This window comes from Sphingomonas alpina, from assembly GCF_014490665.1.
Taxonomy (GTDB): domain Bacteria; phylum Pseudomonadota; class Alphaproteobacteria; order Sphingomonadales; family Sphingomonadaceae; genus Sphingomonas; species Sphingomonas alpina.
Window position 1 is genome coordinate 2,516,790 of the sequence record NZ_CP061038.1, and the last position, 26,059, is coordinate 2,542,848.

The following is a 26,059-nucleotide window of genomic DNA, read 5'->3' on the forward strand; positions in this document are numbered from 1 at the left end:
GCGCCGCGGCGACGGGGGTGCCGGTGGGGTCGGAGAACCTGGGGGCGGACCTGGTGATGGCGTTTGGGTATCGGTCATGTCGCAGCCTCGATCATCGCCGCCCGGCGAGCGCGCCAGCTGCGGCGCGCAAGCAGGAAAGCGAGGTACAATGTAGTGAGCGCGGCCAGTACCGCGATCAACCGGAACGTGTCGTTATAGGCCAGCACATTGGCCTCGCGCGTCGCGGTCTGGGAGAGCAATGCGCCGCCCTCCGCCGCGCGCAGCGTGGGATCGCCGATCACGCGCGCGACCCCGGCCCCACCCGCCGCCAGCCGCGCGGTGACCTGCGGATCGGTCGGGCTGATCGACTGGACGATCGCTGCGCTGTGCGCCTTTTCCGCAATCGTCTGATAGGTGCCGAGCAGGGCCGCGCCACCGAGCCCGCCGATCGAATTGACGATCCCGAACAGCGCTATGAAGCTGATGATATGCCCAGCGCCCTGTTGCAGCGCGCGAGTCATGCCGAACAGCAAAGCCGGGCCGAGGAAGAAGGTCGCGGCAAAGGCGATCACCGCCTGAGTGAGATAGAATTGCGGTGCACGAGTCAGGCTGGTCGAGAAAGAATCGGCGAAAGCAGCGACCGCGACCAGCCCGATCGCGAGCATGATCGGGTGAGTCAGCCGTTCGACGTTCAAGGTCACCGCACTCGCCACCACGCCGGCGACCGAGGCGAGAAAGATGATCGCGAACAGCGGCCCGAGCTGGTCATTGTTCTGGCCCAGCGTATTGAGCAGCCCGACCGCAGCGAAGGTCTGTTCCGACAGGACGATGCGCGCCATGATCGTGACGATGGTGAAGCGCACGATATCGGCGCTGCCCAGCCAGCGAGTGTTGAGCAGCGGATTGGCGCGGCGATGCTCGATCGCCAGCGCGGCGCCGAACATCGGGATCGCGGCGATCAGTGCCCAGCCGATCCAGCTCGCCTCGGTCCACCACACGATCCGCCCCTCGCCGAGCACGGCAGCGAACAAGGCGACGCTGCCACCGAACAGGATGAAGGTGACGAAATCGAGCGGCTCGAACGCCGGCTTGCGCTCGGTTGGCGGCAGCCTGAGCCACGCGACCGCCGCGAACGAGACCAACGCCAGGCCAAGTTCGAACAGGTATAGCGCGCGCCACTGCGACATCGCCAGCAAGTCGGGCGAGAAGAGTCGCGCCAGCGGCAAGGCGCATTGCGGAATGCCGATGCCAAGCACCACGCCCTTCAACCGCCATTTCGCCGGCAATGCCTGCATGATGTAATACAGCGCCAGGGTAGACAGGGCGGCCGCCGCCATGCCGCTGGCTGCGCGCACCGCGATCGCTGACCAGAAATCATGCACGAACAGATGCGCGAAGGTCAGCAGGACATAGAGCCCGAGGAAGATCATCGTGAACGGACGCAGGCCATATTGCTGGCGGAACTTGATCAGCAGCAGGTTGATCGACGTGTTGGTCATCACATAGACCGTCGGCAGCCACGCAATCTCCGCCGGATCGAGGCCGAGCGAGCCCTGCAAGGTCGTGGTGTTGACCGAGATCAGCGCATTGCCGAGCCCGCCGGTCAGCCCGACCAGGATCGCGATCGCACCATAAGCGAAGCGCCGCCCGGTCGGATGAGCAGGCGATGCCGGCGATCCCGGCATCATCGCGCGTTCGTGCGGCGCGAAGGTCCATTGTTCCTCAGTGAAGAAAGTGCGGAGACGGCGCGCGAACATTGTTACGTTATACGCACGATCGGCCAAAAAGGATCATGGAATTCCCGTCTCCTTCTATGCATCACCCTGCCGTTCGTTTCGAGCGAAGTCGAGAAACTGAGCGCAACTATTGTGGTTTGTTTCTCGACTTCGCTCGAAACAAACGGGGAAAGACGGGAAAGAGAGCGCCTCCCGCGCACTGGCTTGCGGAGGAGCTGATCGCTAGGGATGCGCCATGATCCGCCCTGCCCCCAACGTCACCCGCGCCTATCTCATGCTCGCAATCGTAATGCTGTTCTGGGCGGGCAATTCGATCGTCGCACGGGCAGTGAAGGACGATATCCCGCCCTTTACCCTCGCCTTCGTACGCTGGACCGGCGCGCTGATCATCCTGTTGCCGATCGCATGGGCCTCGCTGCGCCGCGACCGCGCGGCGCTGCTCGCGGGATGGCGGCCGGTGCTGCTGCTCGGCCTGGTCGGCGTCGCGGGGTTCAACGGTTTCCTCTATTGGGGCCTTCATCATACCACCGCGACCAACGGGTTGCTGCTGCAGGCGGCGATCCCGGCACTGGTGCTGGTGTGCAATGCGGTCTTTTTCCGCGAGCGCGCCGGGGAATGGCAGGTCGGCGGCGTCATCCTGTCGACACTCGGCGTGGCAGTGGTCGTGGTCCGCGCCGACCTGCAAGTGTTGGCGAGGCTGCAGCTTGGCTTTGGCGATCTGCTGATCCTGTGCGCGGTGCTTGCCTGGGCGATCTATACCAGCCTGTTGCGTATCCGGCCGGCAATCCACCAGCTGACCTTCCTGTCCGTCACCTTCACCATCGCGGCCCTGACGATGCTGCCGCTCGCGCTTTCCGAATGGCGCGCCGTTGCAGACATCACATGGCGGCCGGCGGTGATCGGCGCGTTCGCCTATGTTGCGATCCTGCCGTCGGTGGTAGCCTATTTCCTGTTCAACTCAGCGGTCGACGAGATCGGTGCGGCACGCGCCGGCCAGACGATCAGCCTGATGCCATTGTTCGGCGCGGGGCTGGCGGCGGCTCTGCTCGGCGAGGCGCTCCATCCCTATCACATCGCCGGCATGGTGTTGATCCTGAGCGGCATCGCGATGGCGGCATTGCTCCACCGCGAGACGGCCCAGGCGGGATAAGCCTCTCCCCTCCGTTCGGGCGGAGCCTGTCGAAGCCCATGTGCCGTGATGCCCTTCGACAGGCTCAGGGCTACTGCCGTTCAATCCCGCGCTAAGGCTTGACCCGCACGGTTGCCGTCACCGACAGCCCGGGGCGCAGCCGCGCAAGCATTGCCTGTCCCGGATCAAGCGCGATACGCACCGGCACGCGCTGCACGATCTTGGTGAAATTGCCCGATCCAGGCTCGAACGGCAGCAGCGCGAATTCCGAACCCGAGGCCGGCGCGAAGCTGTCGATCCGCCCGCTCAGTGCTTCGCCGCCCAGCGCGTCGACCTTCACCTGCGCGCGCTGGCCGATCAGCATCCGGCCGGTCTGAGTCTCCTTGAAGTTGGCGACCACATAGAGACCGGCCTGCGGCACGATGGTCAGCAAGCGCGTGCCCGGCTGGACCAGGTCGCCGGTCTGCGCCTGACGATTGCCGATCGTGCCCGAGACCGCCGCGCGCACAAAGGCATAGCCGCGATCCTGCTGCGCCAGCCTCAGGCTGGCCCGCGCGCGCGCCGCCACCGCTTGCGCCTTGGCCAGATCGGCCTCGAGCGCGGCACGCCGGACACTCGTCGCCGACGCTCTGTCGCGACTGACCGCCAGGCTGGCGACGCTGCGGCGCTGTTGCGCCCGCGCATCCACCGCCGCCGCCGCGATACGTTCGGCATCGCGCTGAGTCACGAAGCCGCGCTCCGCCAGTGCCTGATAGCGCACGGTGTCTGCTTCGGCGCGGCGGCGTTCGGCGTCAGCCGAGGCGATCGTACTTTGCGCCACTTCGACGTCCGCTTCGGCAACCTGCCGGTCGGCGACGAACGTGACGAGCGCGGCCCTTGCGCTGGCGACGCCGGCATCGGCATCGCTGACCGAGGCCTGGGCAACCGCCAGTTTCGCATCATATTCCTGCGGATCGATCCGGATCAGCGGGTCGCCGGCGCGGACCTGCTGGTTGTCGCGCACCAGCATTTCGGTGACGGTGCCGCCAACCCGTGCCGAGACGATGGTCGTATCGGCACGCAGATAGGCATTGTCGGTGCTTTCGCTTGCGCCGGGCATCGCGATCCAGGTTGCGCCAGCGCCGGCGAGCAGGACAGCGCCAGCACCAACGACCAGCGCACGGGGCAGCTTGCGCTTTGCCTTTACGGGCACGTCGAGCGGCATGGTAATGGCGTTCATGGCGTGATCACCAGCAAGGTCGAGGTGGCAGATGCAAGCAGACGGCCATTGGCGTCGGTCAGCTTCGCCTCGGCAAAGGCGACACGGCGCCCGAACGCAGTGATCGTCCCTTCGGCACGGACCGGCCCGGTGTCGGCGGTCATCGCGCGGTGGTACGACACTTTGAGCTCGAGCGTGGTGTAGCTTTGTCCGGGCGCGAGCTTCGAGTGGGTCGCGATGCCGCACGCCGAATCGAGCAGGGTCGCGGCATAGCCGCCATGTACCGTGCCGAGCGGATTATAGGTCCGCCCATCGGGATCGCCTTCGAACACCGCACGACCATCCCCCACTTCGACCAACGAGAAATCGAGCGTCCGGCCGATCGGTGGCTGCGCATCGGTGGCGATCATCCGGCGCAATTGCTCCAGTCCGCTGAGGTCGCTCATTCCGCCACCTCCAGCCCGAAGCGCTGCCGCAGCATGGCTGCAGCATTTTCGAGGATCGCATCGGATTGCGCCGCGTCATCTACCGCGCGCGCCAGCGATACCGCACCGACCATTTCCGACAGCATGGAGGATGCCGCAACCGTCGCATCGGCGATACCGTGCCGGTCGAGCGCGTCGGCCAGCCGCCCGGTCAGCGCAGCAACGCCTTCGCCGAAGCGGGCACGCGGGATCGGATCGAGCCGCGCCAGATCGGACGACAAGGCAGGCAATGGGCAGCCGCGCTCGCGCGTGTCGCGGTGGCGCGGCGAAAGGTAGAAATCGAGATAGAGGCGCAGCGCGGCGGCCGGATCGCTTTCCGCCATCGCCTTGTCGAAGCGGCCCCGCGCATCGTCGAACATGGTGCCGATCGCCTCAGCGATCAGTTCGTCCTTCGATTTGAAATGGGCATAGAAACCGCCATGGGTCAGCCCGGCGCGCGCCATGATCCCGGCGACTGCGATGCCGCCCGGCCCCTTGGCACGGATATCCCGCGCGGCCTCCGTCAGCACGCGCTTGCGCGTCTCGCTCTTATGATCGCTGTCGTAGCGCATCTTGTCGTCTCCGTTTATATGATGCATATAATATAATGATGCCCCGGCGTGCAAGGGGTCCCGCAAGAGAGCCCATGTCCGACGCCGCCGCTTCCCCTGCCCCTCCGGCCATCAACCCGATGGCGCTGCCCGACCGGATCAAGTTCCTGATCTTCGGCGTGATGGCCTTCGGCCAGTTCATGGCGCTGATCGATATCCAGATCGTCGCGTCGTCGCTGAACGAGGTGCGCGCCGGCCTGTCCGCCAGCGCCGACGAAATCAGCTGGGTGCAGACCGCCTATCTGATGGCCGAGCTGGTGATGATCCCGTTCGCCGCCTTTCTCGCGCAGTCGATGTCGACGCGCTGGCTGTTCGCGCTGTCGGCCGGGCTGTTCACGCTGGCGAGTGCGCTCTGTGGCCTGGCGTGGAGCATCGAATCGATGATCGCATTCCGCGCGCTGCAGGGCTTCGTCGGCGGGGCAATGGTGCCGACCGTGTTCGCGACCGGCTTTGCCATGTTCGAGGGCAAGCAGCGCGCGATGATCCCGGCGATCCTCGGCATGGTCTCGGTGCTCGCGCCGACGCTCGGGCCGACGCTCGGCGGGTGGATCACCGATGCGTTCGGCTGGCGCTGGGTCTTCTATATCAACATCGTTCCGGGCACATTGGTGTGCCTGCTCGCGATCGCCTTTATCCGCGTCGATCGCGCCAATCCGTCGATGCTCAAGCGGATCGACTGGGTCCATCTCGCGGCGATGGCGGTGTTCCTTGGCGGGCTCGAATATGTCCTGGAGGAAGGTCCACGCAACGACTGGTTCGAGGACAGCGCAATCGCCACCGGTGCCTGGTTCTCGTTCGTCGCGTTCCTGCTGTTCCTCGAACGGTCGATCCGCTCGCCCAGCCCGATCGTCAACCTGTCGCCGTTCCGCCGCCCGACCTTCATCTTCGCCTGTGTATTCAACCTGGTGATCGGCTTCGGCCTGTATTCCGCGACCTATCTCGTGCCGCTCTTCCTCGGCCAGGTGCGCGGCTATAACGCGTCGGAGATCGGCACAACGGTGTTCATCGCCGGCGTGGTGCAGATGCTCGGCGTGCCGATCGCCGCCGGCCTGTCGCAGCGCGTCGATCCGCGCATCGTCATCACTTTCGGCCTGAGCCTGTTCGCGCTCGGGCTGTGGCTGTTTTCGTACATGACGCCCGAATGGGGCTTCGCCGCCCTGTTCTGGCCGCAGGCGGTGCGCAGTTTCGCGATCATGCTGTGCATCGTGCCGAGCGTGAATCTGGCGCTCACCGGCTTTGCCGGGCCGGAGCTGCGCTATGCCTCGGGCCTGTTCAACCTGATGCGCAATCTGGGCGGTGCGATCGGCATCGCGCTGGTCAATACCTGGCTGCAAGATGGCGCGCGGCTGCATGCGCTGCGCATGTCCGAAACGCTTGGCTCGATCGGCGATGGTGCGGCAGTGATGGTTGCCCGGCTTGCCGCCCGTTTCAGCCAGACCACCCCGGATCCCGATCGAGCGCTACTGATGGCCAAGGCGACGCTCGGCCATGTCGTCGGCGGCGAGGCGCTGACGCTCGCGTTCAACGATGTGTTCCGCATCATGGCCTGGCTATTCATCGCTGCGCTGGTGCTGGTGCCGTTCTGCCGCCCGGCAAAGCAGGGATAAGAGATCGAAATCGCCCCGAGCTGATGGCAGGATGCCGTTACCAGCCGGAGTACTCCCGATGCGTGAACGGTTCGAACTGAGACGGCAATCGGATAGCCTGGTCTATGTATTCGAAAGGCGCGCCGGCGCCGGCGCCTCCGCGATCTACGAACGAAACGACAAGCTGGTGGAGATCGTTCATGATCCCCGCTTCGGCTGGTCGACCTGGAACAGGGAGGATGGCGCGCTGAGCGGACGCGCCTGGGATATTCCATCATCGGAACAGCCCGACTTCCCTCCCGAGGGCATCTGGGTCAGCAGGAAGGGCGCGAAGTCCTATGTCTATGAGCTGGTTTATGTGGCGACGACCGGGGATCGCCAATAAACCGCCGGAGAAGATGATCCGGGCCAAAGTAACAAGGAAAATCGGCCTCCGGCTCTCCGCCTAGCGCAGTAATGAAATGGCGCGGCGGGTGATTGGCTCCATCACCGCATAACCGTCATTGTTGGGATGCACGCCGTCCGGCGACAATTCACGTTTCAGCGCGCCATCGCTGGTGGCGAGCGCGGCATGATAGTCGAGATAGGTCGCACCGACGCGCCGGGCATAGCCGCGCAGCCAGTCGTTCAGCTGGATGATCTGCGCCGCCGGCTTGAGGCCCGGACGCCAGGAGAATGACCCGGCCGGCGGCGTGGAAGCGAGAAAGACGCGGATGCCGTTCGCCTTGGCCAGCGCGATCATAGCGATGATGTTGTTCTGAATGTCCCGCATCGTCGTCGGGCCGGTATTGCCGGCGAGATCGTTGGTGCCGGCCATGATATGTACCGCCTTGGGCCGAAGCGCGACGACATCGGCTTCGAATCGCACCAGCATCTGTGGGGTGGTCTGGCCGCTGATGCCGCGATTGATCGCGCCGTTCGCAAAGAAGTCGGGGTGCGCGACGGACCAGTTCTCGGTGATCGAATCCCCCATGAAGACGATACGCCGTTCCGCCGCCGGCCGGGCGGCAACGCGCGCATTGTCAGCGCGATAGCGGCACAGGCCGGCCCAATCGCGCTTGACCTGTTCGGCCTGGGCGAGCTTGTACGCCTCGACCTCGGCGGCCGGCGGCGGAACGATCTTCGCACCGGGCGAGCGGTCGAACAGCGATTGCCGGTAGCGTTCCAGTCCGGGGGTGATCTGTGGCGCGCCGATGCACGGATCGTCGACCAGGCCGACCGGCGGTTGCGGCGCGGTCTGGGCCTGGGCCTGGGCGGAGCCGGCGATCCCGAGACCAAGCACCAGGATCGAGCGTTGGATAGTCTGCCACATCTTCTTATCTCCCAGCATCAGACAACCAGCGTGTCGCCAGACCTTCGCCGGGAGCTACCGCGTCCACTCCCGGGGGACGGCGGCTTCAGCTGCCGGCCGGGCTTCGTTCGCAGCACCGCCATTCTCGAAAGCGCATAACAGGAAGCGCGACGACTTCTTGTGCAGCACACGGCGGCGCACGTTGAAATATCCAGCCATACCGAGTGCAATCGGAAGCAGGACATGAGTGCGATATCCATGCGATGCCCGATGCTCCAGCGATTGCGAGGTCTGCACACACATACCGGATGACGCGGGTCGCCATGCCACTTGTTCTAGCGAGGCGAAGGTCGATCACGACCAGGCAGCCTTTAATCGATGCTGCGACGGAAGGTCTCGGGCAACAGGAATAGTCCCAGCACGACGGTCAAAGCGGCCACCACGATCGGGTACCACAGGCCGTAATAGATATCCCCCGTCGCCGCGACCATCGCGAACGCCGTGGTCGGCAGGAAGCCGCCGAACCAGCCATTGCCGATATGATAGGGCAGCGACATCGAGGTATAGCGGATGTTGGTCGGGAACAGCTCGACCAGCAGCGCCGCGATCGGGCCGTAAACGGCGGTCACCAGCAGCACGAGCGCGAACAGGATCGCAACGACCATCGGCTTGTCGATCCGTGCCGGATCGGCCTTGGCGGGATAGCCGGCAACGGTCAGTTTCTCCTGCAACTGGCTCTGGAATTTGGCGATTGCCGTCTTGCGCTCGTCTGGCGCCATCGCCGCCGGGTCGGGCATCGCAAGGGTTGTGCCGCCAACCGCGATCACCGTGTGACGGTCGAGCGTCGGCGCGCCCGGCAGCACGGCATCCGCGCCATTGACTGCGGCATAGGGAATGCCGGCCTTTGCGAGATAGGATTTGGCGACATCGCAGCTCGATGCATCGAAACGGTTCTTGCCGATCGGATCGAACTGAAACGAACAGGCATCGTTGTAGGAGGTGACCGTCACCGGCGCACTGGCCTGCGCCGCCGCCAGTGCAGGATTTGCGGCGTTGGTCAGCGCGTGGAACAGCGGAAAATAGGTCAGCGCGGCAATCGCGCAGCCGGCGAGGATGATCGGCTTGCGCCCGATCCGGTCCGACAGCCAGCCGAAAATCAGGAAGAAGGGCGTGCCGAGCGCCAGCGCGATGGCGATCAGGATATTGGCGGTCGCTCCATCGACCTTGAGCATCTTTTCCAGGAAGAACAGCGCGTAGAATTGTCCGGTGTACCAGACCACTGCCTGTCCCGCGACCGCACCGACCAGCGCGATGATGACGATGCGCAGATTACCCCATTTCGCGAATGCATCGGTCAGCGGCGCCTTGGAGCCCTTGCCTTCCGCTTTCATCTTGAGGAACACCGGGCTCTCTTCGAGCTGCATGCGGATCCACAGCGACACGCCAAGCAGTACGATCGAGACGATGAACGGCACGCGCCAGCCCCATTCGGCAAACGCGGCCTCCCCGATTGCAGTACGCACGCCGATCACCACCAGCAGGGCCGCGAACAGGCCGAGCGTCGCGGTGGTCTGAATGAAGCTGGTGTAGAGCCCGCGGCGATGGTTGGGCGCGTGCTCCGCGACATAGGTCGCAGCCCCGCCGTATTCGCCGCCCAGCGCCAGGCCCTGCAGCAGGCGCAGCACGACGAGCAGGATCGGCGCGGCGACGCCGATCGCCGCATAGCTGGGCAACAGGCCGACGACGAAGGTCGACAGGCCCATGATGCCCATGGTGACGAGGAACGTATTCTTGCGTCCGACCAGATCGCCGATCCGCCCGAACAGCAATGCCCCGAACGGCCGCACCGCGAAGCCCGCCGCGAACGCCGCGAGTGCGAAGATGAAGCCGGTGGTCTCGTTCACGCCGGAGAAGAATTGCGCGGTGATGATCGTCGCGAGCAGGCCGTAGAGGTAGAAATCGTACCATTCGAACACCGTGCCAAGCGACGATGCGGCGATGACGAGCTTCTCGCTCTGGGTTGCCGCGTGGTGCTGCGGCAAGGCGGCGGTCACGTCAGTGGTCATTTCGCCGCGGAGAGCCGGGTCATCAGGATCGCAGCGCGCTTGGCCTGGCGCCGGATGCTGTCGAGATCGACCGTCTCGCCCGGTGCATGGTCGCCGCGGCTGCTGGTGCCGAGACCGACCAGCCCGTCGACGTCACTCGCGACAAACGAGATGTCGCCGGCGCCACGCTTCAGCGGATCGAGGGCCGCCATCGGCTCGAGCCCCATATCCTTGTTCACTGCGTTCAGCGCATCGAGCAGTGCCTTGTTGCCGGGCGTCGGCGCCATGGCCGGATAGCTGCCCGGATCGAAGCTGATCTTCGCATCGGTGCCCGGCGCATGCGCCGCAACGATCGCCTGCATCTTGGCGCGGACGCGGTCGGTCTGTTCGGGCGACAAAGTGCGGAAATCGCCACGCGCGACCGCCGTCTGGGGAATGATATTGCCCTTGCCCGCCGCCGTCGCGCGCACCGCATCGGCATCGAGCGCAGCACTCGACCCGCCAGCGATGATGCCGGTGTTGAAGGTCAGGTTCGGCTCGGGCAATTCCTTGCGGAACGCGGCCAGGATGCGTGTCATTTCGTTGATCGCGCCATCGCCATATTCGCTCGAGAAGATCAGCGAGGAATGGCCGGTCTTCCCGGTCGTGGTGATCGTCCAGCTGTTGGACGAGCGCCGTGCGATCGATCCCATGTCCTTGCCGTCCTCGATCGACAGCCCTTCGAAATCGAGCGCCACATCGGCGCGCTTGCCTGCTGCGATCAGGTCCGCACGAGCCACCTCGATCGGGTCGCCGGCATCCTCTTCATCACCCGACAGCATGATCTCGACCTCGGCGTCCTTCAGCGTCCCCGCCGCCTGCATTGCGCGCAGCGCGGCGAGCATCACGACCATCCCGCCCTTGTCATCGCCGGCACCGGGGCCTTCCGCTTCTTCGCCCTTGCGGGTGAATTTCTGGAACGGCGAATCCTTTTCGAACACTGTGTCGAGATGGCCGATCAACAGCAGCTTCTTCGCGCCCGCTCTGCCCTTCTTGGTGGCGATCAGGTGCCCGGCGCGGTTGGCCGCGGTCTGGGGCTTCCATTCCACCGTGAAGCCCAGCGGTTCGAGTTCGGCGCGCATCATCCTGCCGACCAGATCGACCCCGGCGAAGTTCATCGTGCCGCTATTCTGATCGACCAGCTTCTGCAGCAACGCGACCGAGCGCTCATATTCGGCATCGACCGTTTTCGCCATGCGCACTTCGGCCGTGCTCAGCTTGGCATCGGCGGCGGTGGGGACCAGAACGAAGCTGGGGGCGAGAAGGGCAACGCCGAGCAGCGCGCGAAGAGCGGTATGGGTCATGGACGAAAGACTAGCGGCATTCGGATGCGCCTGCCAAGGAACTATCACCGCGGTCGGCGCGATATTAGGGTGACCCCATGAGCGATGCGTTTCCCGAAGAGTTTCCCGACGCGATCCCCGCCGCCACGCTGGTGCTGTTCCGTGACATGCCGGACGGGCCGCCCGAATTGCTGATGGTCGAACGCGCCAAGGCGATGGTATTCGCGGCGGGCGCCTTGGTCTTTCCGGGCGGGCGGATCGACCCCGGCGACCATTCGCTGGCGACGGTCCTTGGTGGCGATGCCGAGGATATGGCCGCGCGCGTCGCCGCGATCCGCGAGACGATCGAGGAAGTGGCGATGCCGATCGGCCTGACTCCCGCGCCCACGCCAGCAACACTTGCCGCACTACGTGCAGCGCTGCACGGCGGCACCTCCTTCGGCGAGGCGCTGGCCGATGCCGGCCTGTCGCTCGATCCCTCTTCGCTCGTCCCGTTCGCGCGCTGGCTGCCACGTCATGCGCATATGCGGATCTTCGACACGCGTTTCTATCTCGCTCGCTTGCCCGCCGACGCGCCGCTGCCGCAGGTCGATGCGACCGAAAATGTCCGGCTGCTCTGGACGACGGCGCGGCAGGTGCTCGACGATGCCGACGCAGGCGATGTGCGGATCATTTTTCCGACGCGCCGCAACCTCGAACGACTGGCACAATATCGCGACTTTGCCGATGCGGTCGACGATACGATCCGGCATCCGATCAGGACCGTCACGCCCTGGATCGAGGAGCGCGACGGCGCGGAGTTTCTCTGTATCCCGTCCGATATCGGCTATCCGGTCGCGTCGGAAGCAATCGCAAGCGCAATGCGTGGGTGATGAGATCGGGCGAGGATGAATAGCCTGCGCCGCATCGCCGCCGCGGGCGTCGTGGCGGCAATTGCACTGGCGATCTTTCTCGCCCTGTTCGCCGCGCTGCGCGGACGGCCGCAGGACCTGCCCTGGACACCGCTCGACCTCGGCCAGCCGGTCGGCATGTTCACCGGGACCAAGCTGGCTGCGCTGACGCGGGATTTTCCCAAATGCCGTGCGCTGCTCGACCAGGCGGGGGTCAGCTACACGCTGATGCCGCCGGTCAACGCCGGGCGATGCGGCTATGCCGACGGCGTCCGCTTCGCGCCGGGCGGCTCACGGCTTGCCAGCTACGCGCCCGCCACGACCGGTACCTCCTGCCCGATCGCTGCCGCGCTGTCGGTGTGGGAATGGACTGTCGTCCAGCCCGCCGCGCGGCGCTATTTCGGGCAGCGCGTGGCAAGCATCGACCATCTCGGCAGCTATAATTGCCGCAACATCTATGGCCGTGCGACCGGGCCATTGAGCGAGCACGCCACCGCTGACGCGATCGATATTGCCGGCTTCACGCTGGAGGATGGGACGAAGATCACGATAATCGGCGACTGGGCGGACAATGGCGACAAGGGCACCTTCCTGCGCAGCGTGCGCAATGGTGCGTGCCGGCTGTTCTCGACCACGCTGTCGCCGGAATACAACGCGGCGCATCATGATCATCTGCATCTCGACGAAGCGGAGCGCGGCACGCTGAGCTGGCGCACGTGCCGATGAGCCGCGGCGCCGGTACAAAAAAGCCCGGCGGTTAAGGCCGGGCTTCTTCGCTGGGGACGAACATCGGGTCAGTGCGGCAGCGCTGCCATATCGACCTTCTCGACCCATTTGGGGAAGAAGGCCGGCGCCCGGTTCGACCAGCCCGATGCCGTGGCTGCCGCTTCGCTGATCGACTGCAGCAATTTGCGCCGCAGATCGGGATGGAGGTGCGGCAACGCCGCCGCCGAGCAGAACGCTGCCGGCAGCCAGGGGCGCACGTCGGCGCTGATCAGCCGTTCATACAGGAAACGATAGGCCGAAAAGGTCGTCAGCCGTCCCTGCCCCAGATCGAATGCGGTGACCGTCATCAGCGGCGCGAGGAAAGGCTCGACCGCGTCAAGGCCGCTATCATCGGGGACCATCGCGCGAATATCGGGAAGCCGCTCATAGAGACGCGCCTGCGCCCGGATACTCGCCGCTTCGACCACGTCGCGCGACCAGCGCGCCATCGCATCGTCGCGATCGAGCCCGATATCGAGCGAACGGCGCACATAGCGCTGCGTCGCCGAACTGAACCCGGCAAATTCCTTCATCTCAGCCAGTGTCATTGCGCCGTTGGCTGGTTTCATTCTCGAAGCCATGTCGTCACCCCGCCCGCATTGTTGGACCGGATGAACTATGCGCCAAGATGGTTAACGCCATGCTTAACGCCCTGTCGTCCGGCGTTAAGCATGGAATCATAGTTCTTGCTGCGACGCAACAAAGGTTGCGACGAACGGTTCTCTGCGATCAAAAACATCGCCGAGTGCGACAGTTACGCAACATTTTTCCCGGATTCTTCCCGCATGCGCGGAGCGGCGGGGTTATTTCCTGTCGGCTTGAATCTTTTCCTCTGCTTCGGCATCGAACCCGGACGACGCCGGCGGCGCGACGTTATGCACCGGCTGAGTCGAGGCCGGCGGATCGGATGCATCCATCGATTCATCCAGCGCGGCGTCAAGCCTCGCATCCTCATTCTCCGGATCCTTTTCCAGCCGTTTCATGATCGATTCATCCTGCCCGGCATTCTGGCGCGGGTGATGGATCTGATCATTCTCATGCGGGTCCGAATCCGTCTCGGGGTCGGGCGGGGCGACCGACAGGCTGTCGAGCGCCTTCGGGTCGATCGTCTTGCTGTCCTCGGTCATGGCCAATCCTCTCTCGGCTGTTCCGCTAGTAGAACGATCAGCCCACGCCCCCGTTCCGTACCGCGTCGTCCAGCCGAGTGACTTTCACGACCTGTCTGTACATCGTCGCCGTGCCGAACACCGTCATGAAGGCGATGTCGGTCGCGTCGCGCCCCACCGCCACACGTGCGATTTCACCGCATTTTGCCATGCCGGTCGCATCGATCAGGTGCCATCCGCCAGCCAGCCAGAGCTCGGCCACCGCGTGAAAATCGGGTGGATCGACGCCGGGCGCATAGGCCGACACGCAGCGTGCCGGGATGCCCCCGGCGCGCGCCAGCGTGACCAGCAGATGCGCATAGTCGCGGCACACCCCGCGCCGGTCGGCAAAGGTCATCATCGCGGTGGTCACGCCACTGCTCGACCCCGAGGCATAGGTCAGGTTTTCGCGCACCCAGTCTCCGATCGCCGAGGCCAGCGCCCCGCCCTCCAGCCCGGCGAATTCGCTCTGAACGAAACCTTCGAAATGGTCGGACTCGCAATAACGGCTGGGCAGGAGATAGGGAATCGCCTCCGCCGGCAGCTCGGCCATGGCGGTCGGCGGCAAGCTCGACAAATCGACAGGTGCGCGATCGATCGCCACCACCGCGCGATATTCGGCCTGAAACGAGCCCGAGGCGCGCGCCCATGTTCGCTGCCCGATCCCCTCCTCGCCGCTCATCGCGCGGAGCGGGTTATCGCAATAAACCCGCAGATCCTGCTGTTCGAGCCGCTGATCGGCCATGGCCGCCGCCTCGATCTGCAGCAGCACTTCCGCGCTGTCGTCGACGAAATAATCCAGCAAGACGTCGATCGAGAGGCGCATCGATGTTCCTATGATCGTCGCGGCCGACATGGCGGCGACATGGCGAATCCCCTCGCCATAGGCGCTTGTTCCTGCAGGAACATGACTTCGCTCAACTTCGTCTCCGCAGCGCAAAGAAAAAGGCCCGGCAGGTTTCCCCGCCGGGCCGGATTTTCTCGCTGCGCCGCGCCTCAGTTCCGGCTGGAACCGAAGATGCGCAGCAGGAACAGGAACATGTTGATGAAGTCGAGATACAGGCTCAACGCCGACATGATGACCACACGGCCTTCATCGGCAGTGCCCGCCACATGGGCGTACATGCTCTTCGTTTTCTGCGTGTCATAAGCCGTCAGGCCAGCGAAGATCAGCACACCAACGATGCTGATGATCAGCGCCATGACCGGCGACTGGAAGAAGAAGTTCAGGATCATCGCGACGATCAGCCCGACCAGGCCCATGATCAGGAAGGTGCCGAACGCCGACAGGTCGCGCTTGGTGGTGTACCCGTACAGCGACAGCCCGGCAAAGCCCGCTGCCGTGGCGAAGAATGCCTGGGCAATCGAGGTGTCGGTGTAGCGCAGGAAGATGGTCGAGAGCGACAGGCCCATGGCGATCGCAAAGCCCCAGAACATCGCCTGGAGCGTGCCGAACGACATCCGGCCCTGGCCGAAGCTCATGAACAGGACGAATCCGAGTGGTGCGAACATGATGACATATTTCAGGATGCCCGGGTTCAGAAACACCGCTTCGGCATAGCCCGAGGATGCGAACAGCATCGCGATGACGCCGGTGAGCAGGATGCCCGAGGTCATGTAATTATAGACGGACAGCATATAGGCGCGGAGACCCGCGTCGTACGCTTCCGTACGCGCGCCCGCCGTCGCGAAAGGCGCGGCGTTCGGCTGGGGGTCAGACCAATTAGCCATGTCGAATAAACTCCTGATGCCCGACTTGATGCCGGATAGGTTGAATATCGCCGCTCCGGCCCCGCTTTTCAAGCAAAAGCGGTTGGCGTTGGCCGTATGACACAGGCTAAAGCGGCGCGATGCATCGATTGTTCGTCGCACTCCGCCCGCCGCCTGCGATCCGCGATACTCTGGCCGACATCATGGACGGCGTGCCGGAGGCGCGCTGGCAGGATGATGAGCAGCTACATCTGACCCTGCGCTATATCGGCAAGGTCGATCGCCATATGGCCGAGGATATCGCCATCATGCTGGGAAGCGTGCGGTCTCCGGCGCTTGATCTGCATTTGTCCAGGGTCGGCCAGTTCGATCCGCAGAGCGGCAATGACAGCCTATGGGCCGGAGTTGTACCGCATGAGCCCCTGGGGGCACTGCATCGCAAGATCGATCATGCGCTGGTCCGCCTCGGCCTGCCACCGGAAGGTCGCGCCTATCGCCCGCACATCACACTCGCACGCTTGTCGAAGCGTGCCGGCCAGCAAGTCGAGACCGCCCAATGGCTCGCCGCGCATGCCGCGCTGAGCAGCGAGCCTTTCCGGGCCGACCATATCATTCTCTACGAAAGCCATCTCGACAGCGACGGCGCGCGTTACGAGCCGGTCGGCCGGTGGCCGCTCGACGAGGCAGCACTCAGCTAGCCCCGAACACCCCGCAAGCGATCCGCGCGCCGCTGTTCCCCGACGGATCGGTCATCAGGTCGTCGGCGGCGGCATGGACGACCAGCGCCGAGCCATCGCCATCCAGCAGGCCGGCCATGGTCGCGCCCGGGATGGTGATGCCGAGTGTCCCGCGTCCATCGGTGCCGATGATCAGATTGGGCAGGTCGCCCTCATGCGGACCCTGCGGGTTCATCGAACCATGCTTCATGCCCGTCGGGTTCCAATGTCCGCCCGCGCTGGCGAAGTCCGGTCCTTCGCACAGCCCGGTCGTATGGACATGCGCGCCGTGCGTGCCCGACGGCATGGCTTTCGCATCGATCGTGAAGCGCAGGCCGCCGGCCACCTCGCTGGCGGTGACCCGGCCGACCTCGGCACCCGCCGCAGTCTTGAGCGTCGCGACCGCACGTGCACCGCCCGCGACCGGCGCACCGGTTTCCAAGGCCTTTTCCTTGCAGCCAGCCAGCCCAAGGATCGCCAGCGCCGCCGTACCGATCAGAATCGTCCGCATATCGTGTCTCCGTGTGGCCTCAGCAGCGATGAAATTGCATCGGGGAAATTGCATTGGCCCCAGTCTATTGGGCGAACCGTTTCCAGGGGCAAGGGTTCCCTTGCAAAAACCGAAATACCGTGGGCTCTATTCCGGCTCGCAAGCTCGGCACCCCGAGGCCGCACGATCACCTCCTCTGAAAGGACGCTGTACCGATCCGCCCGTGTTTCTTTCGGCTCGTACGGCCGGGCACCGTGGTCGAGTTCCGGATGTATCTGCGGTATTTTCTCTCTCAACCGGTCTAATCTATGATTTTTGAGCCACACCCAATTCAGTCGGCGCAGTTTTTACCATAATCGCCCCTCCTGTTGTACAATTGATGCGTCAAAACTGCCGCCGTCGTAATGATATTATGTGCGCGGAATTTAGTCCGATAAGAGCGAAATCTATCCGGTTTTGCACCGGATTTATACCCGGCCCTCCCATTGCGCTTCTTCCGAAATTGGCAGACCAATTAGGCTCTGCCGAAGAAGCCAAACAGGCTCTCGGCGCCGATAGCAAAAGGAGAGATGTCATGTACCGCAAGCCTGGCTGGAGCATTCTTCAATCCACATTGGTGACAACAGCCGCCATATTCTTCTCGTTTACTTTCCTGGCAGCCGCTCTTTCCGGGGTGATTGCCTGATCAAGGAAGCTCGTCGCCCGATGGGCGGCGGGCTTTTCGGGAGATCCGATATGTCCAGCTTCTATAAAATGAATATGCGCGCCCTTCCCGATGTAACGGAAGTCGCGCTCGCTGTCGGAGCCATTATTCGCGCCCAGTTGGACAGCCCACGCGGAAATGGACCGAAACATACTTTTGTCTGGCTTTCGCGGCGAATCGAAGTCGTAACCAGAATGACTGTAGGATCGGATACGATCCGCCAATTCCTCAATTCCGTGAGCAGACTCGGAACACCAGATGCTCATAGGATCAACAAGACAAACACAACACTTGAAGCTCTATATGACTATATTGTTGGTGACTATCACCGCTTTCACCCCGATGTGCACAAGGTCTTTCTTGCCAATCGTGATGCGTTACATCTGAAGCGCCTGGCCGACGAGGATATGGCGACGATTGACGAGGTGCTGGCCCCTTACGCGATTGGGACACAGCGTTGGCTTAATGTCTCCGGGCGCGACATGAGGGAATTGTCGAGCAAACTCGTCGGAAACCATTATGTGCTTCGCAAATCGACCATAAACAGTCACGAATTTATGAAATCCGAGCTATCGGTCAAATCGCATGTAAAGGACCTCACTACATACCTATCCATAACCCACCGTCATCAACAGCGATCAAAGGCGTTTACCAAATCTCATGGGTTTGTTCTGCGATCCATTCGCAATGTATATGCCGCCATGCAAATCGAAGGGCATGAAGGGTTGGAACTTCTGGTACTGCGCGAAGAAATCCAGCGAGCCCCGCAATTTTTCATGGGATTCATGATCGGCGTCAATAGTGATCGTAACGTCTACGAATCCTCAGTGCTCGTCATCCCGGCCAAATCGCTATCCGATCACCGTATCAAAGAGGCGTGGGATAATCTGCCGTCTCGTTTTTCCGAAACCAATGAGGATTTTTCCTGGTTGCTCGGGAACACCGAGCTCGGCCAACTGGTCAAATCGGTGCTAGGCGAAGAACGCTCACGGTTGCTGCCGAGATTTGGCGATAATGAAGATTGAAGCACGCGGCGGGTCGAGACTGTCTCTCGTACCCGCCCACGCCTGACTCCATGCGTTCAAGAATATCCGGCCGTCACCGACAGGCCGCCCATGGCATCCATGCCCATGGCCGCCATCGCCCGCGCGCCCTTCCCCAACCCGCACCCCCTTGCTAAAGCCCGCCCGACTCTAGGCATCCGCACATGCCGCAAGCGCGCCCGCGCGGGTTTCCCGCCTCCCCGCCGCGCTCCGGTACGCGCACTTAATGGAAGGATACTCCGCCACATGACCGCCATCGGCCAGGACACACTCTCCGCCCGCACCACGCTCGACGTGAACGGCACGTCCTACGACTATTATTCGCTCGCCACCGCGGCGGCGAAATATGGCGACATCTCGCGGCTTCCCTTCTCGATGAAGGTCCTGCTCGAGAACATGCTGCGTTTCGAGGATGGCAAGACCGTCACCACCGACGATGTCCAGGCGATCATCGACTGGCAGCAGGAGCGCCGCTCCGACCGCGAAATCCAGTATCGCCCCGCGCGCGTGCTGATGCAGGATTTCACCGGTGTGCCTTGCGTGGTCGACCTGGCGGCGATGCGCGACGCAATCACCAAGCTTGGCGGCGACGCGGCCAAGATCAACCCGCTTGTCCCGGTCCATCTCGTCATCGACCACTCGGTCATGGTCGACGAATTCGGCACGCCCCAGGCGTTCGAGGACAATGTCGAGCTGGAATATCAGCGCAACAATGAGCGTTATGAATTCCTCAAATGGGGATCGAAGGCGCTCGACAATTTCAAGGTCGTCCCCCCCCGGCACCGGCATCTGCCACCAGGTCAATCTGGAGAATATCGCTCAGGCAATCTGGTCCTCGGTGGCGCCCGACGGCAGCAATATCGCCTATCCCGACACCTGTGTCGGCACCGACAGCCATACCACCATGGTCAATGGCCTCGGCGTACTCGGCTGGGGCGTCGGCGGGATCGAGGCCGAAGCCGCCATGCTTGGCCAGCCGGTATCGATGCTCATCCCGGAAGTGGTCGGCTTCAAGCTGATCGGCGAGCTGGCCGAGGGCATCACCGCCACCGACCTGGTGCTGACCGTCACGCAGATGCTTCGCGCCAAGGGTGTGGTGGGGCGCTTCGTCGAATTCTTCGGCCCCGGCCTCGACGCGCTCAGCCTCGCCGACCGTGCGACGATCGCCAATATGGCGCCCGAATATGGCGCGACGTGCGGCTTCTTCCCGGTCGACGATGCGACGCTCGACTATATGCGCCTGACCGGCCGCACCGATGAACAGATCGCCCTGACTGAGGCCTATGCCCGCGCACAGGGCATGTGGCGCCTCGCCGACATGCCCGACCCCGTGTTCACCGACACGCTCGAACTCGACATGGCCAATGTCGTACCGTCGCTCGCCGGGCCGAAGCGCCCGCAGGACAAGGTCATCCTCACCGAGGTCGACGACACGTTCAACGCCGACCTCGCCAAGGTCTATAATCACGGTTCGGCCAAGCGCGTTCCGGTCGAGGGCCGCGATCACGATATCGGCGACGGCGACGTGGTCATCGCCGCGATCACCAGCTGCACCAACACGTCGAACCCGTCAGTGCTGGTCGCCGCCGGCCTGGTCGCACGCAAGGCCAATGCCTTCGGCCTGAAGCCCAAGCCCTGGGTGAAGACCTCGCTCGCACCGGGGTCGCAGGTCGTCACCGACTATCTCGACAAGGCCGGCCTGACCACTGATCTCAACGCGGTCGGCTTCAACCTGGTCGGCTATGGCTGCACCACCTGCATCGGCAATTCCGGCCCGCTCGCCGCGCCGATCTCCGCCGCAATCAACGAGAATGACATCGTCGCCGCCTCGGTCCTGTCGGGCAACCGCAACTTCGAAGGCCGCGTCTCGCCCGACGTGCGCGCCAACTTCCTCGCCTCGCCGCCGCTGGTCGTCGCCTATGCGCTGAAGGGCACCGTGACCGAGGATTTCACCACCACCCCGATCGGCCAGGCGACCGACGGCACTGACGTCTACCTCAAGGACATCTGGCCCTCGAACGCCGAAGTCCGCGCCGTGATGGACGCCAATATCGACCGCAGCATGTTCCAGTCGCGCTACGCCCATGTCTTCACCGGCGATGCGAAGTGGCAGGCGATCGACGTGACCGGCTCCGACACCTATCAGTGGCGCGCCGGGTCGACCTATGTCGCCAACCCGCCCTATTTCGACGGCATGACGATGACCCCGGCCCCGGTTCAGGACATCATCGAGGCGCGGCCGCTCGCCATCCTCGGCGATTCGATCACCACCGACCACATCTCGCCCGCCGGCAGCATCAAGGCGGATTCGCCCGCCGGCACCTATTTGCAGGAACATCAGGTCAGCAAGGCCGACTTCAACAGCTATGGCGCGCGCCGCGGCAACCATGAAGTGATGATGCGCGGCACCTTCGCCAATATCCGCATCAAGAACGAAATGGTCCCCGGCATCGAAGGCGGCATGTCGTCGTACAAGGGCGAAGTCATGCCGATCTATGACGCGGCGATGCGCTTCAAGGCGGACGGCGTGCCGCTCGTCGTCATCGCCGGCAAGGAATATGGCACCGGATCGTCGCGCGACTGGGCGGCCAAGGGCACCAACCTGCTCGGCGTGCGCGCAGTCATCACCGAAAGCTTCGAGCGTATCCACCGCTCCAACCTGGTCGGAATGGGCGTGTTGCCGCTGCAATTCGCCGAAGGCGTGACGCGGCAAACACTGAAGCTCGACGGTTCGGAAAGCTTCACCATCATGAAGGTCGCCGAAATCCGCCCGCGCCAGGATGTCGAGGTCACCCTGACCCGCGCCGACGGCACGGTCGAAACCTTCATGACCCGCTGCCGCATCGATACCGTCAACGAGCTGGAATATTTCCTCCACGGCGGCATCCTGCAATATGTACTGCGGAACCTCGCCGCTTGATAATCGCGATCGAGATTGTGGGATGGACCGGCGCCATCCTTATTCTCGTCGCCTATCTGATGGTCTCGGCGGGCCGGCTGACCGGCCAGTCCGCCGTATTCCAATGGATGAATCTGGTCGGCGCGGCCTGTTTCATCGTCAACAGCGGCTGGCATGGCGCGCTGCCTTCGACCGTGTTGAACATATTATGGCTGCTGATCGGCATAGTGGCGCTGTGGCGCATCGCCAGATCGGCGGGTAGGACGAAGCTCCAACCGGGTTCCGGTCAACCAAGTTCTGGAGAGCGACAATGAGCATGACCCTGGATTTCAACCTGGGCGAAAATGCCGACATGATCCGCGACACGACCGAGCGGTTCGCGACCGACCGGATCGCACCGCGCGCCGCAGAGATCGATGAGAACAACAAGTTCGACCGTTCGCTCTGGCCGGAAATGGGCGAACTCGGCCTGCACGGCATCACCGTCGAGGAAGAATGGGGCGGCCTTGGCCTTGGCTATCTCGAACATGTCATCGCGATGGAGGAAGTCAGCCGCGCCTCCGCCTCGATCGGGCTCAGCTATGGCGCGCACTCCAATTTGTGCGTCAACCAGATCCGCCGCTGGGGCAATGACGAGCAAAAAGCGAAATACCTCCCCAAGCTCATCTCCGGCGAACATGTCGGCAGCCTCGCCATGTCGGAGGCCGGTTCCGGCTCCGACGTCGTCTCGATGAAGCTCAAGGCGACCTTGCAGGGCAATGATCGCTATCTGCTCAACGGCACCAAATTCTGGATCACCAACTCGACCGAGGCCGACACTTTGGTGGTCTATGCCAAGACCGATGGCGAGGCCGGCCCGCGCGGCATCACCGCATTCCTGATCGAAAAGGGCATGCCCGGTTTTTCGGTCTCGAAGAAGCTCGACAAAATGGGCATGCGCGGCTCCGATACCGCCGAGCTGGTGTTCGAGGATTGCGAAGTCCCGGCCGAGAATGTCATGGGCCCGGTCAATGGCGGTGTCGGCGTGCTGATGTCGGGGCTCGATTATGAGCGCACCGTGCTTGCCGGCGGACCGATCGGCATCATGCAGGCGTGCCTCGACGTCGTGCTGCCGTACGTCCGCGAGCGGAAACAGTTCGGCACGCCGATCGGCAGCTTTCAGCTGATGCAGGCCAAGGTCGCCGACATGTATGTCGCGCTCAATTCCGCCCGCGCCTATGTCTATGCCGTCGCGCGTGCCTGCGATGCGGGCAAGACCACGCGTTTCGACGCGGCCGGTGCGATCCTGCTGGCGTCCGAAAATGCGGTGAAGACCTCGCTTGAGGCAATTCAGGCGCTCGGCGGTGCCGGCTATACCAGGGAATGGCCGGTCGAGCGCTTCCTGCGCGACGCCAAGCTCTACGATATCGGTGCAGGTACCAATGAAATCCGCCGCTTCCTGATCGGGCGCGAACTGATCGGCGCCTGATCGTCGACGCTCGGGCGACCGGCGCGGCTCATTCGGCCGCGCCGTTTTGCAGGAAGACGACATAGCCCCTGAAGTTCGGATTTGAATCCAGCGCGGCGGGCGGATGCCACTCGCCGCCCTGCAGCAAACCGATCCGGAACGGCGTCTTCATGCGATCAAGCCGGGAGAGATAGCTCGCATAGCCGGGAATGACCCGACGGCCCTGATAGATTTGCAGCACGATCTCATCGACCGTGCCGGCCAGTGCGTCGAGCCCCCTGGGATCGCCATTGGCGCTCCAGTCGAGCAATCCGGTGATGCCCAGCCGGCAATCGGCCGGCAGGCGGCGGCGCAGGTCGGCAAGGAACACGGCATAATGGTCGAGATGGCGCGTACGGGCGTCGAAATCGATCTGGATCCCGACCACGTGATTGCCGGCGGCACGCCACCGGGCAAGCTGCGCCCTCACCTGCTGATGGATCTGCGGCGACCAGGCCAGCGTTTCGACCCGCACCACCATCCATATGTCCCGGCCCTTGATATGCGGCACGGCCGGGCGCTGCTGCACCAGCCGAACCGGGTTACCAGCCTCGACCTGCCCTTGCAGCAGATAGATCCGCTTCGCCTGCTTCAGGACCGGTTGCGGCTTCACCCCGGCCCAGAGCCAGAACGCATCATAATGGCGCGCATCGACCGTCCCAGCGGGAACCGGTGCTTGCGACACACTCGCGACCGCGAGCAGGATCAGGGCGATCGCTCCGCGGATCATCGATCACCAATAATATCGTAAATCCTGAGCCCATTGCGACGTCGGATAGTCGTTCTTCAATCGGGAGAACCAGGCCTTGCGCTGCGCGCGCGGCACGTCGGTTCCGCCGCACTCGTTGCGGCCGTTCGGCGCGTAGCAATTGATCGCGCGATACAGCGCATAGGCTTTGCCGCGCGCGGGCGCCTGCGGGTCGGCGATAATCGATTTATAGACTTCCAGCCGCGAATAGGGCTGGCCCGGGAACAGCGATTGCGTGCCGCCAAGCTGGTCAGCGGGTGGCTGGCGGTCGAACTCGGACTGATCGAAATTGTTCGCCCGCATGAATTCGGCCAGGCACAGGCGCGCCGTCACATCGCGCGGCGCCTTCGCCAGCGTCATCATGGTCTGGCGGAAAGTTGCGCAGCCATAATCCCCCATGTTGCCGGGCTTCAAAAAGACTCCCAATGGCGGGTCATTCGTCGCGGCAAAATCATAAAGGCTGCCCTCGACCGGCGCATTGGCCGGCACGGATTTCAGGTCGTCGAGAAAGTCCTGATACAATCCATGCCCCATCTCCTTGTACAACAAGGTGGCAAGCGCCACGCCGCGTTCGTGGCGCGAAATGCTGCCGTCACTGGCCTGGCGTCGGAGCAATTGCGGACCCGCGACATTCTTGAGCAATATCTCACGGATATCCGGTGCTCGAACCGGCGATTCCTTGGCGAAGATACGCTCGAGGCCAGCGGAACGTTCGTCGTGCAGCGCCAGCGCGAGTTCGAGCGCGGGGCGTTCGAACGGCAATGTCGCACCGGGAAGCATCTCGACCCAGAAACCACGCGCGTTCCGATCCCGGCTTTGCTCCAACGCCACGCCACGCAGCATCTGCCGGCTGAACTGGAAATAGTCGAACACGCGCTGCCGCGCCGCATCCGGAATAAGCCGCAGGACGTCGGCAGGACGGTTGTCGACGAACAACGCATGGGCGGCGAGCAGATAGTCGAACAGTGCCGGATTGCCCGAAAAATGCGCGCGCTGCGCTTGCAGCTCATCAAGGGTGAGCGGCGTGCCGCAACAGTCCGTTGGCTTATCGCTGTCAGGTCCGCGCATCCGCGCGAGATCGATCACGGCGAGCAGGATCGGATCGGTCGTATTGGCTGTGGTGAGCAGCGGCAGGAGCTTGTTGTCCACTTCCTGCGCAAGGTCCGCGGTATCGATACCGCGCTTTTCCGGCGCGAGCCGAAACAGTGCGACATATTCCGCCACCAGCTTGTCGGTTCGCCGCCCAAGCCAATAGACCCGCCGCAACAAGCCTCGCGCCGAGTTGCTGTAGCGCCCCTGCGGATAGGCGCGGAGATAGTCGCGCAGATTGGCCTCGGCCGCGTCGATGATTCCGGCCTGAGCCGAAAACCCCTCTTTCGGCGAACCATATTCATCAAAGGCATCGACCTGGGCACGGTTCACTTCGACGCGCGCCAGCATATAGCGCGCCGTTTCCGCGATCCATGACTGGTCCGCGCCAGCCAGGCTGCGGAACACCGTGGCGGCGGCGTCATAGTCCCCCGCATAAAAGGCTGCCGCGCCGCTCAGATAGCGCTCGAACAGCTTTCCGCGCGGCGACTGGATGCTCTGAGCGATCGGCGCCGCTCCGGCCGCGCCCGCGCAGCTCGGTTGCAAGGCGCGTCGGGCCCGGACCAGTTCGTCGCGATCACGTTGCGGGACCTTGCGCTCCGCCTCGACCGCCGCCACGAAATCATCGGCGCCCAAATGGTTGCTCAGGCAGCGCGATCCCTCGCCATTGGCATAATTGAGATAGGCGGTCGTTTCCGGGCCGGAATAATTATAACCCGCAAACATCGCCCAATCGAACAAGGCACCCGGTTTCGCTGCAGAGTCCGGCGGGGTCAGACCTTGTTTCGGAGCGCCTCGACCGATCAGGAGCACCAGATTCACCCGCGTATCGTTGCCGGGCGACAGGATCGCCATATTGTCGCAACCGGTCATGTCGCGATGTTTCAGCTTCCAGGAGGTCGAGCATCCGAAATCACCGCTTGCCATTGCCGGCGCGGACCAGCCGAGCGCAGCGAGCAACAGGATAAGCGACAGGTAAATCCGGGACATGACAAAACTCTTCACAGCCGATGA

23 protein-coding genes and 1 pseudogene are annotated in these 26,059 nt (G+C 63.6%); 10 read left to right on the forward strand and 14 right to left on the reverse strand.

What is annotated here, in order from left to right; all coding sequences use genetic code 11:
- Positions 1-74 precede the first annotated feature (74 nt).
- On the reverse strand, positions 75-1,736 hold the full coding sequence (locus H3Z74_RS11595) for an MFS transporter (protein WP_187764020.1): 1,662 nt from the start codon (positions 1,734-1,736) through the stop codon (positions 75-77).
- 214 nt (positions 1,737-1,950) lie between these two features.
- Between H3Z74_RS11595 and H3Z74_RS11600 the strand changes: the two genes are divergently transcribed.
- Positions 1,951-2,865, forward strand: a complete 915-nt coding sequence (locus tag H3Z74_RS11600; protein ID WP_187764021.1) for a DMT family transporter — start codon at positions 1,951-1,953, stop codon at positions 2,863-2,865.
- A 91-nt stretch (positions 2,866-2,956) separates the two neighbouring features.
- Here the strand turns inward: H3Z74_RS11600 and H3Z74_RS11605 are convergent, their stop codons facing one another.
- From H3Z74_RS11605 to H3Z74_RS11615, 3 genes are read right to left on the reverse strand one after another with little or no spacing between them, the layout of a single operon-like run.
- Positions 2,957-4,063 carry an HlyD family secretion protein gene (locus H3Z74_RS11605; protein WP_187764022.1) on the reverse strand — a complete coding sequence of 369 codons (1,107 nt, stop codon included), beginning with the start codon at positions 4,061-4,063 and terminating at the stop codon, positions 2,957-2,959.
- On the reverse strand, positions 4,060-4,488 hold the full coding sequence (locus H3Z74_RS11610) for a PaaI family thioesterase (protein WP_187764023.1): 429 nt from the start codon (positions 4,486-4,488) through the stop codon (positions 4,060-4,062). The genes H3Z74_RS11605 and H3Z74_RS11610 overlap by 4 nt, the downstream gene beginning before the upstream one ends.
- Positions 4,485-5,078, reverse strand: a complete 594-nt coding sequence (locus H3Z74_RS11615; RefSeq protein WP_187764024.1) for a TetR/AcrR family transcriptional regulator — start codon at positions 5,076-5,078, stop codon at positions 4,485-4,487. The genes H3Z74_RS11610 and H3Z74_RS11615 overlap by 4 nt, the downstream gene beginning before the upstream one ends.
- A 74-nt stretch (positions 5,079-5,152) precedes the next feature.
- On the opposite strand from H3Z74_RS11615, the gene H3Z74_RS11620 reads away from it, so the two are divergent.
- Positions 5,153-6,724, forward strand: coding sequence for a DHA2 family efflux MFS transporter permease subunit (locus H3Z74_RS11620; protein WP_187764025.1), 1,572 nt, complete (start codon positions 5,153-5,155; stop codon positions 6,722-6,724).
- A 58-nt stretch (positions 6,725-6,782) separates the two neighbouring features.
- Positions 6,783-7,088, forward strand: coding sequence for a hypothetical protein (locus H3Z74_RS11625; RefSeq protein ID WP_187764026.1), 306 nt, complete (start codon positions 6,783-6,785; stop codon positions 7,086-7,088).
- Positions 7,089-7,148: 60 nt separating this feature from the next.
- On the opposite strand, the gene H3Z74_RS11630 is transcribed toward H3Z74_RS11625, so the two are convergent.
- From H3Z74_RS11630 to H3Z74_RS11640, 3 genes are all read right to left on the reverse strand, one after another.
- Positions 7,149-8,015, reverse strand: coding sequence for an SGNH/GDSL hydrolase family protein (locus H3Z74_RS11630; RefSeq protein WP_187764027.1), 867 nt, complete (start codon positions 8,013-8,015; stop codon positions 7,149-7,151).
- 350 nt (positions 8,016-8,365) lie between these two features.
- Positions 8,366-10,060, reverse strand: a complete 1,695-nt coding sequence (locus H3Z74_RS11635; protein WP_187764028.1) for an MFS transporter — start codon at positions 10,058-10,060, stop codon at positions 8,366-8,368.
- Complete coding sequence (locus H3Z74_RS11640) at positions 10,057-11,382, reverse strand: M20/M25/M40 family metallo-hydrolase (protein WP_187764029.1); 1,326 nt, start codon at positions 11,380-11,382, stop codon at positions 10,057-10,059. The genes H3Z74_RS11635 and H3Z74_RS11640 overlap by 4 nt, the downstream gene beginning before the upstream one ends.
- 77 nt (positions 11,383-11,459) lie before the next feature.
- On the opposite strand from H3Z74_RS11640, the gene H3Z74_RS11645 reads away from it, so the two are divergent.
- Both H3Z74_RS11645 and H3Z74_RS11650 read left to right on the forward strand, forming a co-directional pair.
- Positions 11,460-12,233: an NUDIX hydrolase gene (locus H3Z74_RS11645; RefSeq protein ID WP_187764030.1), complete on the forward strand. Its 774-nt coding sequence runs from the start codon at positions 11,460-11,462 to the stop codon at positions 12,231-12,233.
- Between the two features lie 15 nt (positions 12,234-12,248).
- Positions 12,249-12,977 (forward strand): extensin-like domain-containing protein, encoded by a 729-nt coding sequence (locus tag H3Z74_RS11650; RefSeq protein ID WP_187764031.1) that lies wholly within the window; start codon positions 12,249-12,251, stop codon positions 12,975-12,977.
- Positions 12,978-13,045: 68 nt separating this feature from the next.
- Here the strand turns inward: H3Z74_RS11650 and H3Z74_RS11655 are convergent, their stop codons facing one another.
- The 4 genes from H3Z74_RS11655 to H3Z74_RS11670 all read right to left on the reverse strand — a co-directional run bounded on the left by H3Z74_RS11655 (position 13,046) and on the right by H3Z74_RS11670 (position 15,892).
- Positions 13,046-13,597, reverse strand: coding sequence for a hypothetical protein (locus tag H3Z74_RS11655; protein ID WP_187764032.1), 552 nt, complete (start codon positions 13,595-13,597; stop codon positions 13,046-13,048).
- Positions 13,598-13,819: 222 nt separating this feature from the next.
- Complete coding sequence (locus H3Z74_RS11660; RefSeq protein WP_187764033.1) at positions 13,820-14,143, reverse strand: hypothetical protein; 324 nt, start codon at positions 14,141-14,143, stop codon at positions 13,820-13,822.
- A 37-nt stretch (positions 14,144-14,180) separates the two neighbouring features.
- A complete protein-coding gene (locus tag H3Z74_RS11665; RefSeq protein WP_187764034.1) occupies positions 14,181-14,987 on the reverse strand; it encodes a transglutaminase-like domain-containing protein in 807 nt (268 codons plus the stop codon).
- A gap of 170 nt (positions 14,988-15,157) precedes the next feature.
- Positions 15,158-15,892, reverse strand: a complete 735-nt coding sequence (locus H3Z74_RS11670; RefSeq protein ID WP_187764035.1) for a Bax inhibitor-1/YccA family protein — start codon at positions 15,890-15,892, stop codon at positions 15,158-15,160.
- A gap of 119 nt (positions 15,893-16,011) precedes the next feature.
- Here H3Z74_RS11670 and thpR point away from each other — a divergent pair, with 119 nt between their 5' ends.
- Positions 16,012-16,569, forward strand: coding sequence for an RNA 2',3'-cyclic phosphodiesterase (gene thpR / locus H3Z74_RS11675; RefSeq protein ID WP_187764036.1), 558 nt, complete (start codon positions 16,012-16,014; stop codon positions 16,567-16,569).
- Here thpR and H3Z74_RS11680 read toward each other — a convergent pair.
- Positions 16,562-17,098: a superoxide dismutase family protein gene (locus tag H3Z74_RS11680; RefSeq protein ID WP_187764037.1), complete on the reverse strand. Its 537-nt coding sequence runs from the start codon at positions 17,096-17,098 to the stop codon at positions 16,562-16,564. The two genes, thpR and H3Z74_RS11680, sit on opposite strands and share 8 nt — an antisense overlap.
- A 714-nt stretch (positions 17,099-17,812) precedes the next feature.
- Here H3Z74_RS11680 and H3Z74_RS11685 point away from each other — a divergent pair.
- The 4 genes and pseudogenes from H3Z74_RS11685 to H3Z74_RS11700 all read left to right on the forward strand — a co-directional run bounded on the left by H3Z74_RS11685 (position 17,813) and on the right by H3Z74_RS11700 (position 23,190).
- Positions 17,813-18,805 (forward strand): hypothetical protein, encoded by a 993-nt coding sequence (locus H3Z74_RS11685; protein ID WP_187764038.1) that lies wholly within the window; start codon positions 17,813-17,815, stop codon positions 18,803-18,805.
- A 264-nt stretch (positions 18,806-19,069) separates the two neighbouring features.
- A pseudogene (acnA, locus tag H3Z74_RS11690) lies at positions 19,070-21,743 on the forward strand (aconitate hydratase AcnA).
- Positions 21,740-22,036, forward strand: a complete 297-nt coding sequence (locus H3Z74_RS11695; protein WP_187764039.1) for a CBU_0592 family membrane protein — start codon at positions 21,740-21,742, stop codon at positions 22,034-22,036. Before acnA ends, H3Z74_RS11695 begins: the two are co-directional and overlap by 4 nt.
- On the forward strand, positions 22,033-23,190 hold the full coding sequence (locus tag H3Z74_RS11700; RefSeq protein WP_187764040.1) for an isovaleryl-CoA dehydrogenase: 1,158 nt from the start codon (positions 22,033-22,035) through the stop codon (positions 23,188-23,190). Before H3Z74_RS11695 ends, H3Z74_RS11700 begins: the two co-directional genes overlap by 4 nt.
- Positions 23,191-23,218: 28 nt before the next feature.
- On the opposite strand, the gene H3Z74_RS11705 is transcribed toward H3Z74_RS11700, so the two are convergent.
- Positions 23,219-23,938, reverse strand: coding sequence for a DUF3142 domain-containing protein (locus tag H3Z74_RS11705; RefSeq protein ID WP_187764041.1), 720 nt, complete (start codon positions 23,936-23,938; stop codon positions 23,219-23,221).
- Positions 23,939-23,941: 3 nt separating this feature from the next.
- On the reverse strand, positions 23,942-26,035 hold the full coding sequence (locus H3Z74_RS11710) for a tetratricopeptide repeat protein (RefSeq protein WP_187764042.1): 2,094 nt from the start codon (positions 26,033-26,035) through the stop codon (positions 23,942-23,944).
- Positions 26,036-26,059 lie beyond the last annotated feature (24 nt).

What these genes read in the sequence shown, in the direction of transcription:
- H3Z74_RS11595 (WP_187764020.1), bottom strand. Translation starts at nt 1,736, where the DNA reads ATGTTCGCGCGCCGTCTCCGCACTTTCTTCACTGAGGAACAATGGACC.
- H3Z74_RS11600 (WP_187764021.1), top strand. Translation starts at nt 1,951, where the DNA reads ATGATCCGCCCTGCCCCCAACGTCACCCGCGCCTATCTCATGCTCGCA.
- H3Z74_RS11605 (WP_187764022.1), bottom strand. Translation starts at nt 4,063, where the DNA reads ATGAACGCCATTACCATGCCGCTCGACGTGCCCGTAAAGGCAAAGCGC.
- H3Z74_RS11610 (WP_187764023.1), bottom strand. Translation starts at nt 4,488, where the DNA reads ATGAGCGACCTCAGCGGACTGGAGCAATTGCGCCGGATGATCGCCACC.
- H3Z74_RS11615 (WP_187764024.1), bottom strand. Translation starts at nt 5,078, where the DNA reads ATGCGCTACGACAGCGATCATAAGAGCGAGACGCGCAAGCGCGTGCTG.
- H3Z74_RS11620 (WP_187764025.1), top strand. Translation starts at nt 5,153, where the DNA reads ATGTCCGACGCCGCCGCTTCCCCTGCCCCTCCGGCCATCAACCCGATG.
- H3Z74_RS11625 (WP_187764026.1), top strand. Translation starts at nt 6,783, where the DNA reads ATGCGTGAACGGTTCGAACTGAGACGGCAATCGGATAGCCTGGTCTAT.
- H3Z74_RS11630 (WP_187764027.1), bottom strand. Translation starts at nt 8,015, where the DNA reads ATGTGGCAGACTATCCAACGCTCGATCCTGGTGCTTGGTCTCGGGATC.
- H3Z74_RS11635 (WP_187764028.1), bottom strand. Translation starts at nt 10,060, where the DNA reads ATGACCACTGACGTGACCGCCGCCTTGCCGCAGCACCACGCGGCAACC.
- H3Z74_RS11640 (WP_187764029.1), bottom strand. Translation starts at nt 11,382, where the DNA reads ATGACCCATACCGCTCTTCGCGCGCTGCTCGGCGTTGCCCTTCTCGCC.
- H3Z74_RS11645 (WP_187764030.1), top strand. Translation starts at nt 11,460, where the DNA reads ATGAGCGATGCGTTTCCCGAAGAGTTTCCCGACGCGATCCCCGCCGCC.
- H3Z74_RS11650 (WP_187764031.1), top strand. Translation starts at nt 12,249, where the DNA reads ATGAATAGCCTGCGCCGCATCGCCGCCGCGGGCGTCGTGGCGGCAATT.
- H3Z74_RS11655 (WP_187764032.1), bottom strand. Translation starts at nt 13,597, where the DNA reads ATGGCTTCGAGAATGAAACCAGCCAACGGCGCAATGACACTGGCTGAG.
- H3Z74_RS11660 (WP_187764033.1), bottom strand. Translation starts at nt 14,143, where the DNA reads ATGACCGAGGACAGCAAGACGATCGACCCGAAGGCGCTCGACAGCCTG.
- H3Z74_RS11665 (WP_187764034.1), bottom strand. Translation starts at nt 14,987, where the DNA reads ATGCGCCTCTCGATCGACGTCTTGCTGGATTATTTCGTCGACGACAGC.
- H3Z74_RS11670 (WP_187764035.1), bottom strand. Translation starts at nt 15,892, where the DNA reads ATGGCTAATTGGTCTGACCCCCAGCCGAACGCCGCGCCTTTCGCGACG.
- thpR (WP_187764036.1), top strand. Translation starts at nt 16,012, where the DNA reads ATGCATCGATTGTTCGTCGCACTCCGCCCGCCGCCTGCGATCCGCGAT.
- H3Z74_RS11680 (WP_187764037.1), bottom strand. Translation starts at nt 17,098, where the DNA reads ATGCGGACGATTCTGATCGGTACGGCGGCGCTGGCGATCCTTGGGCTG.
- H3Z74_RS11685 (WP_187764038.1), top strand. Translation starts at nt 17,813, where the DNA reads ATGTCCAGCTTCTATAAAATGAATATGCGCGCCCTTCCCGATGTAACG.
- H3Z74_RS11700 (WP_187764040.1), top strand. Translation starts at nt 22,033, where the DNA reads ATGAGCATGACCCTGGATTTCAACCTGGGCGAAAATGCCGACATGATC.
- H3Z74_RS11705 (WP_187764041.1), bottom strand. Translation starts at nt 23,938, where the DNA reads ATGATCCGCGGAGCGATCGCCCTGATCCTGCTCGCGGTCGCGAGTGTG.
- H3Z74_RS11710 (WP_187764042.1), bottom strand. Translation starts at nt 26,035, where the DNA reads ATGTCCCGGATTTACCTGTCGCTTATCCTGTTGCTCGCTGCGCTCGGC.